This is a genomic window from Ochrobactrum sp. RH2CCR150 (genome assembly GCA_014138095.1).
Lineage (GTDB): Bacteria > Pseudomonadota > Alphaproteobacteria > Rhizobiales > Rhizobiaceae > Brucella > Brucella gambitense.
The window spans coordinates 1-9810 of the sequence record JACGXE010000032.1; the positions used below are offsets into that span (position 1 = coordinate 1).

Consider the following 9810-nt stretch of genomic DNA (forward strand, 5'->3'; position numbering starts at 1 on the left):
AAGAGGGCGCTAGACGGGTACGTTCACAGCCACGAACCCACACAGGCACAGGGCGTAGTTTACCCCGTAAAGACATCAGCAAAGGCTGAAGAGCCTCTTTAGCGCATCAAACCCAAAACAAGCCCAAGACTTGGCTCAGCTAGAAACAAGGCTTAATTCCATAAAGCAAAAAGGGCACACATAATGCTGGCCTGTTCTGGGATTAATGATAGCGCCCCATGACAAGCCAATGCATGGGATGATAACATCGAGCGCTAGGTCGCTTTAGACGCCTCGCGACGCGAATAAGGTCCGTATCATTCAGTTCTATAAAGCTGATAGCTTGGGATGAAATAGTACCTGTCAGTGTTCATAAATGACTTATTGACGAACCATAGTGTAATGACATTTTTGATTTTTACTTAATAGGGACGCGCCAGATGGCGCGCGGTGCAATGCGATCGTTTCAGGGGATGTGCTCCTCTCTACGCTACGGCATGATCAGGGCCGGGCTTGAGTTGGCCGCTGTTCCCTTTGTACACAAACTGTTTTCAGGTGCGGCGGGACGAGGTGTAATCTTCACCTTGCATCATGTTCGCCCTGGGCAGGTGGCGCGCTTTTCGCCCAACGCTCATCTGTCGGTCACGCCCGAGTTTCTGGAAGAAGCTATCAACGTCGCTATCAACGAGGGGCTGACACCGGTTCATTTGCATGATCTGCCAACGCTGCTCGGCGATAAGGCGGACAGACGCAGCTTCGTGGCTTTCAGCCTGGATGACGGTTATCGCAATAACGCCGAGTTCGCTGCGCCCATATTCAGCAAGTTTTCTGTGCCCTACACAATCTTCGTCAATCCGGGGTTTGTGGAACGCAAGCGCAGCGCCTGGTGGGAAACAGCGGAGGCCTTCGTGCGGAAAGCCTCAAGCTTCGAATTCGACTTTGGCAATGGAAGTGAACACGTTCGCTGCGGGACGCTGCACGAGAAACTAGCGGCCTTTGATCGATTCACGACCTTCGTCAAGGCCATTGACGAAGACGAGGCTGTGGGCAGAATCGACGCGGTAGCACAGGTGCACGGCGTGTCACCGATTGCCATTATTGAAGAGCTGGTGATGAATGAAGCGGAACTGCGCCAATTGGCCCAAGACCCGTTAGTTCACTTTGGCGCACACACGATGAATCATCTCAATCTGAGGCGCGTCGATGAAGACCGGTTGCATCAAGAGATTGAGCAGTCCGCCGCAGCGATAGAACGCTATGTCGGGCAGAAGCCAGGTTCATTTTCCTATCCCTATGGCTGGCCGACTGCGGTCGGGAAGCGCGAGACGTCAGCGATTGCAGAGGCGGGTTTTGCGGTCGGCGTCACGACTCAGCCGGGTGTTCTCAACTGCAATAGCCTTCAGTCTCTCATGAGATTGCCGCGTGTATCGCTGAACGGCTATTATCAAAAGCCGCGCTATGTGAAAGCGCTTATCTCCGGTGTTCCGTTCAAGTTCCTGAGAAACAACTGAGAACATCGTCAGCAGTTCGAAGCGGATTGGAAACCACATAAGCAAAAATCCCGGACAAAGCCGGGATTTTGAAAGCTAGACTGATCAGAAAACTGGAGCGGGCGAAGGGATTCGAACCCTCGACCCCAACCTTGGCAAGGTTGTGCTCTACCCCTGAGCTACACCCGCTCGCGCCAGCCGATTCTATAAAGAACCGATTCTGTCAGGCCCGCGCTATATGAACCAAGGCCATGCAGATTGCAACAGGTCCGTATCGGTAATTTTGCATTGTTTTCAACGGACCTAACCGGCACATGCGGACATTCGGATCGCAGGCGAAATCGCCTGCCTCACCGCGTGCCCGTTGCACTTCCCTCCATCACAGCTGGCGCATTGGGCGCGAGCGCATTGCAAGGAGGGGCAGCTTCTGCCGTCTGAGAGGTTGAAGCGACAACATTGTCCTGCTCGTATTTATCGACATTCATCGATTTGTTTTCGCGCCAGTTGCCCTTGAGGTAAAGAACGCCCGCCATCAGCATGGTGGATAGCATGGCAACCGGAAAACTGAGCCACAGCGCGTCAACGCCCAGCCATTCTCGCAAGCCGAGCGCAACGCCCAGCCGAACCGGATACATTGATACGAAAAGGATAATGAGCGGCCAGATCACCTGACCGTTGGCGCGAACTGTTCCGAACAGGACCATTGAGACGCCAAAGGCAATGAAGCCCCAGGTGGCCACCTTGCCGATATGCTGGCCAATCGGAATAGCCGGGCTTTCAGCGCCGAGAAATATTTCCATCGCCTGCCGGTCGGCAATCAGCAGCACAATGACGAGAATGCCGGTCATCAGGATTGCATAGAGCACACCGATGCGGGTGATGCTGCTGACACGGTCCCAGTTGCCTGCACCGATATTCTGCGCTGCCATAGCGCTGACTGCCGCGCCAAGCGCCATGGCGGGCATCTGCACATAGGTCCACAACTGCTGTGTTGCGCCAAAAGCCGCCGTCGTATCGACGCCCTCCTGATTGACCAGACGCATCATGGTCAGCATCGCGCTCGAGACCACAATCATCTGGATTCCCATTGGCAGCCCCTTGCTGAAGATAAGCTTCAACACTTTGAGGTCTGGTATCAGAAACCGGAGTTCCTGACCTTTCAAACGCAAGGGGAGGTCCTTGTGATAGATGTAAAAGAGCATGGCGGCGAGGCTGATATAGTTTGCGACCGCAGTAGCGAGCGCCGAGCCGGATATGCCCAATGGGGGGATAGGGCCGATCCCGAGGATGAGCAGGGGATTGAAGGCGATATCCAGAATCACTGCCAGCCCCATGAAAATCAGCGGGGTGATCGAGTCTCCACTGCCGCGCAGAGCCATCATCAGGATTGTCTGCATGAGGATGGCGGGCATGGCGACGAAGGTGACTTGCAGGAAGGCGCGGGCCAAAGGCTCGATTGTTTCCGGCGTTCCAAGCAGGGTCAGCACATGTGGCGCCAGAAACCAGCCAGCAATGGAAACAAGAATGCTGATTGGCACGAACGCGCCCAGCGTCGTACCCGTAATGGCACGCGCTGTTTCGATTTCACGGCGTCCAAAAGACTGTCCGATCAGAATGGTCGATGCCATGCCGAAGCCGAAGACAAAGGCCGTCAGCAGGAACATGACGAGATTGCCGTTGGTTGTGGCGGCCAGCGCATTTGTTCCAAGCAAATGGCCGATCCAGATCGTGTCTATGGAACCGTTTGCCGATTGCAGGATCGACGATCCAAGCGTCGGTAAGGCGAAGAGCAACAGCGCTTGATTGATTGGCGCTGTCGTCAGATCCAACTGTGTCTTCATACGCCCTCAGTAATATTATGAATTACGTTTTGCGAAATGCAGCGTCTTCAAACTAAACTGAATTATCAAAATTTCTATATTTTTCGCTCGTTTGACCTGCGATGCGCTGACGATCCTTGAAGCCTTTCAATGAGAGGCTTTATGCAATCTTCGCTTTGACGAAGACGTCGTAACGCGTGCTCTTGCCTAGAATTTGATGCGAGGGTTTACGCAAACCCACCATTGGCTCGGCGCGTAAAGGCCATTTCAGCACCACGCGATTGAGCGCTGCTTCCAACGCGACCTGCATCAGCTTTTCCGCATCGGGGTCAGTCCCGACAATCTCACGGATTTGCCGCATCTCCTTTTTGACGAGCGCCGTGTTCCCGCGTGGCGGATGCATGGGGTCAACCAGCACCACCTGCGGCTTCAAGTCCGGCAGCAGTTCGCAGGAATCGCCATGCAGCAACGTCATTCGCCCAACGATCTCGGCATATTGGCCGCCTTCTGCGGCAGCCCGCGCCAAACCGTCGGCCAGCAATGCATGCATTGTCTCGGAACGCTCAATCAAGGTGACGCGAGCGCCGAGCGATGCGAGCAGAAATGCGTCACGGCCCAAACCCGCCGTCGCATCGACAATCTCAGGTGTGACGCCGCGGGTGAGGCCTACCGCTTTGGCAAGGGCCTGTCCGCGCCCTTCACCGGAGCGAAACCGATGACCGACAGCACCGCCAACGAAATCGACAACCAGCTCCGATGTATCTAGTTTCTGCGACATCTGTGATCTCAGGACCGGGTTAGAAAGGGCAGGGCGCGGTGAATGTCACGTCACGCCTGTCAGGATGGTGAAAGGCTAACTTTTCGGCGTGGAGAAGCAAGCGGTCTGCTGCTGCCAGTGCTGCGCCTTCCGCATAAAACTCGTCGCCCAAAATAACATGTCCTGCCGCCAGCATATGGACGCGCAACTGATGGGTGCGGCCAGTCAGGGGAAAGAGGCGCAAGCGTGTGCTGTTTTCACCCTGGCTCAGAACCTGCCAGCGCGTTTGTGCCGGTTTGCCGTGCTTATGGTCCACGCGATGGCGAGGCTTGTTGTCGGGATCGATTGCCAGCGGCAGATCGATGAAGCCCTCGTCGCTATCCATGTACCCCCAGACTTCGGCAATATAGGACTTCTCCGTGGTCCGGGCCTCGAACTGCGCTGCGACATAAGCATGGGCTTTCCGGTTCAGCGACATCAGGACCAGACCGGACGTGTCCTTGTCCAGCCGGTTGATCATGAGGGCCTGTGGAAACTGCTTTTGCACCCGTTTGGCAAGGCTATCAGAGAGAGCTGGGTGACGACCGGGAACGGACAAAAGCCCGCTTGGCTTATCCAACACCAGAAGATCCGCATCGCGATGGATGATGGAGACATACGGCTCCAGCGGCGGATTATAAATAGGGGCAACGGATGACAACTCACTCATGCTGCCTTCTAGCATGGTTCATCGGGCACAGAGAAGTATGGTTGCTTGGATTGGTCGCGGAGTTGGATAGGAAACAAATGGCGGAGAGGGTGGGATTCGAACCCACGGTGGAGTTACCCCCACGCCGCATTTCGAGTGCGGTGCTTTCAACCACTCAGCCACCTCTCCGCGTTGTGCAGCACTGTAAACGACCCTTGAAGAATCGCACAGTAACGAGCATCAATAGCGAATGCCGAGCGTGCAGCGGCTCAATAACGGGCCGGGTTGTGCCCAAAAAGTGCCTTTTCATTTCTGGATCAGCGATACATGAAACCGAAAATCCGTCAGCGGTCCGTCTCCGGTTGAAGGGAGAACCGTTTTTGTCCGGTCGAAACGTCATTAGTAGATATCTGACCGAACAGAAAAACGGCCTCGGTAGTGCGTCCTCGATAATTGGATTTTGCCGCCAATACACTTTCTCTTTCCACCGACATACGAACACCGTAACCGTTATAGAGCTCGTGAATTGATGGATGATCAGCGTTCGTTAAAATAACGCTAGCTCCACGTTTTACTGCCTCAATAATCTCATGGCTCAATCTAACCTGATCGTCCCATGAAAATATCTTCTCATTATATTTCACAAATCCATTAAAATTATGCTTTACCGTGTATGGTGGGTCGACGAATACAAGATCGCCGTTTCGTGCAACCTTCAAAACGGATGAAAAATCACACGCTTTTATCTCAGCTCCAGCCAAAGCTTCAGAAATGGCTAGGAAATTGTCGTCAGGAAAAATAATGGTATCCTTCGTTCCTCTTGGAACATTGAATTCTCCCTTCATGTTTTCTCTATATAGCCCATTCCAACACGTCCTATTTAGATACAAAAAAATTCCTGCTTCGACATATCTATCATCGGTTTGTGATGATCTTATCGTGTAATAGTAACTATCATTATGATTTTTTTCATGTATCTTTAACTGATCCAATATCTTTGAAGGAGATTCTTTGAGGCACTGATATAAGTTTATCAGCCGCTTATTGGAGTCTGAAAGAATAGCAATATTGGGTAGCAAATGAAAAAAAATGGCGCCGCTTCCGAGAAAAGGCTCCAGATATCGCTCATACTTCAATTCGAATAGTTGCGGCGCAGATCTTGCGAGCCATCTTTTGCCGCCAGCCCATTTTAGGAACGGTTTCATTTCGCTATGCATCAATCACATTATTCATACGAAGCTTCTCGTATATCTGCCGGATCAAATCAATGTGCTCATCCTCAAAACCTCGGTTGTAGGGATGCGCAGGAATACGTCTTAGTTTGTTAATTTCATCAAACCATTTCAGGTGTTTAGAACTCCCCGGTTTCTCGTCTGCGATCGGGATAGATAAAGTAGCCTTGAAAAGCGGATAATTTTCCGGAGTTTCCACGATTTTTCTTAGATCTATAAAATCGAGATATGTTTCGAGTTCTTTTTGGTCGGTGTCATCTAATTGCTTTTCGAAGGCTTTTTTTAGTATCTCTTTGTTTTTAACGGACGATCTTAGAAAATCGTGGTCTCCGGCGAAATTATTCCTCAGTTTCTCCACTACATGCCCATGGACTGTTTCTACTATTAGGCGAATTTTTGTTTCGGCCTCTTGTCGGCGATCAGCATCATATTTTCTGAGGTCTGCTTGAAATCCAGGGGGATCAAAATCTGGAAACTTGTTGCGGACGAGTTCCCTCAATCGATGTTGGAATAGAGCCGGCCCTCCGGAGCCGAACGGCACCTTGAACCGATCTGTAACTTCAGCATCAGTTGCATTCGCAAAAAAATCGATACATGGTTGCAGGTAAGGCTTGCATTGGCTGACTAGAAGCTGAGGATCGATTTCTGTTGGGCGCTGATTTGCGACTTGAGCCATAAACTGGATGATATCACCTAATAGCCGGAGCAAGCCGGCGGCTCCGACATTCGTTGCAAACTTACCTAAGCGACCAGCGTCCCAGCGGTTGATATTTGCATCGCGAAACAAGCAGAAAAAGTCCGACAAAGCTATGCTCAGGCTTGTAACAGCGTCACGGGGGTTCTCCCAAAAAATCCAACCCTGAGAATAAGAAGTTTTCCCAGATATATTTTTGATTCTTCCTAATAAGCCTGATTGTATTGTAGCGTCGACCAAGTAAGGAACTGTCATAACACTTTCATCGTTCCTCTTTAGTTCTGCTCCGGCAATCTTGTCACCAAGGGGGCCGGTTTCGTCGTCACGAAGTATATCAAAAGTCCTAGACGCAATGGCTCTAATCTGCTCTTTTTTACTAGAAGAATCTATCTTTATCTCGCCTGTGATTTCATCAAGAAGCTTTTTAGAAACGTTTTTCTGCTTACTGTTTATGTCTGCAAATATTCTTGTTTCTTCGGAAATAGAAATATTTTCAAAGGCTAAAATGGGAATGTTGGATTGAAATCCATCATCGTCTATTTCGGCATACCCGTATAAACGATGCTGTCCATCAATAATCCATGCAGATTTATATGTATTTGGAAGAGTGATTTCGCCGGGAACGATCCCATTATCGTCTTCGGCCCGAAGGGCATCAAAGCGAATCTTCTTCTTGAAATTAATTACTACCGCGTTCGGGAAAAATCCCCCATTGCTAAGAAACGCACCGATCTCCTGAAGACGGCTTTTTTGTATCAATCGCTGATAAGTTGGAGCAGATTCAGGATCTCGGAGATCTCTATGATTTACGAAAGCAATCGGCAGTATATCTGTTGCTTTAGCAATAAAAGAATACGCTTTATGTCGTCCAAGTCTAGTTCGCAGAGCGTATATTTTTTTCTCCAAAGAGTTCACTTTGGTATTCTTAAGAAATTCAGCGTGAAATTGGTATCGGGCGGAAGCCCCAATTCTCTTAGAGATCTCTTTATAATATATCATATCCCTTTCAGTTACGATCCGTATGTTACTCTCTTCAGCTCTTTTTACATCTGAGTCTGACCAATCAATATTTCTCGTAACAATTATCCAAATTATTTTCTTTTCCGACCCTTTATGAATACGCTTCTTGATAGCATTTGCTATCGCTTTCTGCTGTGCTTTTAAGTTATCTATTTCTCTGGTCAACTGTCTTCGACGTCTTGTCTCACAAGAAATACACATTGCGACGAGCGCCGTCTCCTCGTCATACGCAAATATATCTAACTCGCAGGCACTTAAATCCTCAGTGAGAGTGAATTTTCTACCGATGCTAAGATTAGGATATCCAAAATTATAAAGAAGACACCAAAAATCATTCTCTAGAATTTCTATTGGTGATCTAAGTTTTTGGCAGCGTAGAGAATTACTGTTCTCTCGAATGATTTCCCATTCGGTTTGTAGAAGATCTTCCCTCTCCGATTTTCGAAAAGATTTTGTCTCAAATCGACTCCGTCTCTTTCGATATTCTGCTTGGCGTTTTGCACTCGTATCCGCTAGCTCGCCATTCATCGCTTGCCGCCATTGCCCCTATGATTCGATCTCATTAGCGTGCCATAAGAAAGTTTCACAGACAAATTTAGCGGATACTCGCTTGAGAAACAGAGAGGGTGGGCTGTGCTTCTTACGTCTCGGGGATATTGGGTTGCTCCACGCGGCTTGCCATTTGGCTTTCACGAAATTCGCGTAGTGTTTCGGCTCGTGCTTCTCGTTCTTGCTTGCGGTCATTGCCGCTATATTGGTCAACTACCAATCGCCGGTGGCCGCTAGCGATTGCCTGCCAATCCTCACGGATCTTCTTGATTTGCTCCGCCATCTGCACCTCTGGCGACCCCGCACCAAGCCTAGAAATAGAACCAAGTCCAGCAATGTTGATGTAGTAGACATTGCTTTCAATGTGTTTGGAATTCGGTAATCTCTTCCATTGAATCGTCACTTGGTATATTTTTTCTCGGACGGCTTGAAAGTCGTTAACGTTCGAACTGAGAATCTGACCTGGCCTTATAATGCTGATTCTTCCGAACGGCACATCGTCCGCTTCTGTCGCGGTCATGTATGGGAGCGGAGGGTCGAACTCGACCTTCACATCAAACGCCGGAGCGTTGCCGGTATTATGCACTATAAGGTCGAGATGGCGCCACGACCATTGATTTGTTTCTAAGCTTGCCACCACATTTGCTGTCGACGTAGCTTTTGCCATTGCGTTCGTGGCCCGTGCAAGTATCCAAGTTAAAAAAGCTAGTGCAATTGTGGCAATGGCAGTAACTACTCCAGAAGTAACGGAAAAGTAGGCGTTTAAAGATTGTATGGAATCCGTCATTTTCTAATAATCCCTTAAGAAAGTAAATTGATCGCACATAATTTATCGAACTGATGACTACAGTATCTAACCATTGTGTCCTGAAGCACTCATTCTTACGCAAAGATCGCTGAAAGCGCATACGCGTGCAATATGAGTTCGTGGTCGCAGTTAAAATAGGTGCGTTAGCTTTAGCCGTTGGTTAGAATCGCGCACGCTGTATTTGCGCAAGAGTATTGAAAATGCCAAAGGCGCTAGCGAATCTTGTTGACCGAGTGGTGGTGATCAAGGAACATTGAAATGGCAAAGAAGCTGGTGCGCGATGCCATATATTACAAAGACAGGTTCAAGCGCGATTATCCAACTATCTATGGGGATTTCAAAGCTGGACGATATAGAACTGTCACCGACGCCGAAGCCGCGCACGCGACTGCGAGAGTTGAAAAATGCGTGGAGTAAAGCCAGCCCCATCGAGCAACGTGAATTTTTGAGCTGGCTTCGGGCGAGCAAAATGGTTGCGCTCTCGGCTAAGGTGAGCGCGCCTCATTTATCGCCGGTCGCTGCAGACCGCTACTTGGTCCCGCTGGCCGTGGCTCGAATCGAAGAAATCATCTCAAAACGTCATCTAATGCTCGGCGATGTAATGGCGGAAATGAGTTTTCTCCACTCAATGCGTCCTTGGGAATTGCGTTAGCAAGAGGAACGCGGCTTCAGTCGGGCTGACGTGCCCCCGTTAAATTAAGCCATTCAGAACTGGAATTTTCCACTTATGATCCCTTATCCGGGAGAAGGAGAGTTCCATGAAGGCATCGAAG

At 49.7% G+C, this 9810-nt stretch carries 8 protein-coding genes and 2 tRNA genes; 2 read left to right on the forward strand and 8 right to left on the reverse strand.

From position 1 onward, the window contains the following. Positions 1-419 precede the first annotated feature (419 nt). On the forward strand, positions 420-1490 hold the full coding sequence (locus FHW03_RS25795; protein WP_182523261.1) for a polysaccharide deacetylase family protein: 1071 nt from the start codon (positions 420-422) through the stop codon (positions 1488-1490). Between the two features lie 93 nt (positions 1491-1583). Here the strand turns inward: FHW03_RS25795 and FHW03_RS25800 are convergent. The 8 genes from FHW03_RS25800 to FHW03_RS25835 form a co-directional block, all read right to left on the reverse strand. Continuing rightward, positions 1584-1658 (reverse strand) — tRNA-Gly (locus FHW03_RS25800). Between the two features lie 161 nt (positions 1659-1819). Further along, positions 1820-3310, reverse strand: a complete 1491-nt coding sequence (locus FHW03_RS25805) for an MATE family efflux transporter (RefSeq protein WP_182523262.1) — start codon at positions 3308-3310, stop codon at positions 1820-1822. A gap of 139 nt (positions 3311-3449) precedes the next feature. Next, on the reverse strand, positions 3450-4067 hold the full coding sequence (locus tag FHW03_RS25810; RefSeq protein WP_182523263.1) for a class I SAM-dependent methyltransferase: 618 nt from the start codon (positions 4065-4067) through the stop codon (positions 3450-3452). A 19-nt stretch (positions 4068-4086) separates the two neighbouring features. Continuing rightward, the gene (locus tag FHW03_RS25815) at positions 4087-4755 is read right to left on the reverse strand and encodes a pseudouridine synthase (protein WP_182523264.1); all 669 of its coding nucleotides are present in this window, start codon (positions 4753-4755) and stop codon (positions 4087-4089) included. Positions 4756-4833: 78 nt separating this feature from the next. Continuing rightward, positions 4834-4923 (reverse strand) — tRNA-Ser (locus FHW03_RS25820). A gap of 155 nt (positions 4924-5078) precedes the next feature. Further along, entirely contained in the window at positions 5079-5951 is an 873-nt protein-coding gene (locus FHW03_RS25825; protein ID WP_377515784.1) for a DNA adenine methylase, read from the reverse strand. Then, positions 5944-8208, reverse strand: a complete 2265-nt coding sequence (locus FHW03_RS25830) for a DGQHR domain-containing protein (protein WP_182523265.1) — start codon at positions 8206-8208, stop codon at positions 5944-5946. The genes FHW03_RS25825 and FHW03_RS25830 overlap by 8 nt, the downstream gene beginning before the upstream one ends. A gap of 112 nt (positions 8209-8320) precedes the next feature. After that, entirely contained in the window at positions 8321-9016 is a 696-nt protein-coding gene (locus tag FHW03_RS25835) for a hypothetical protein (RefSeq protein WP_182523266.1), read from the reverse strand. A gap of 301 nt (positions 9017-9317) precedes the next feature. Here FHW03_RS25835 and FHW03_RS25840 point away from each other — a divergent pair, with 301 nt between their 5' ends. Continuing rightward, positions 9318-9689 carry a hypothetical protein gene (locus tag FHW03_RS25840; RefSeq protein WP_182523267.1) on the forward strand — a complete coding sequence of 124 codons (372 nt, stop codon included), beginning with the start codon at positions 9318-9320 and terminating at the stop codon, positions 9687-9689. Positions 9690-9810 lie beyond the last annotated feature (121 nt).

Coding starts and splice junctions, on each gene's coding strand:
- FHW03_RS25795 (WP_182523261.1), top strand. CDS start 420: ATGGCGCGCGGTGCAATGCGATCGTTTCAGGGGATGTGCTCCTCTCTA.
- FHW03_RS25805 (WP_182523262.1), bottom strand. CDS start 3,310: ATGAAGACACAGTTGGATCTGACGACAGCGCCAATCAATCAAGCGCTG.
- FHW03_RS25810 (WP_182523263.1), bottom strand. CDS start 4,067: ATGTCGCAGAAACTAGATACATCGGAGCTGGTTGTCGATTTCGTTGGC.
- FHW03_RS25815 (WP_182523264.1), bottom strand. CDS start 4,755: ATGAGTGAGTTGTCATCCGTTGCCCCTATTTATAATCCGCCGCTGGAG.
- FHW03_RS25825 (WP_377515784.1), bottom strand. CDS start 5,951: ATGCATAGCGAAATGAAACCGTTCCTAAAATGGGCTGGCGGCAAAAGA.
- FHW03_RS25830 (WP_182523265.1), bottom strand. CDS start 8,208: ATGAATGGCGAGCTAGCGGATACGAGTGCAAAACGCCAAGCAGAATAT.
- FHW03_RS25835 (WP_182523266.1), bottom strand. CDS start 9,016: ATGACGGATTCCATACAATCTTTAAACGCCTACTTTTCCGTTACTTCT.
- FHW03_RS25840 (WP_182523267.1), top strand. CDS start 9,318: ATGCCATATATTACAAAGACAGGTTCAAGCGCGATTATCCAACTATCT.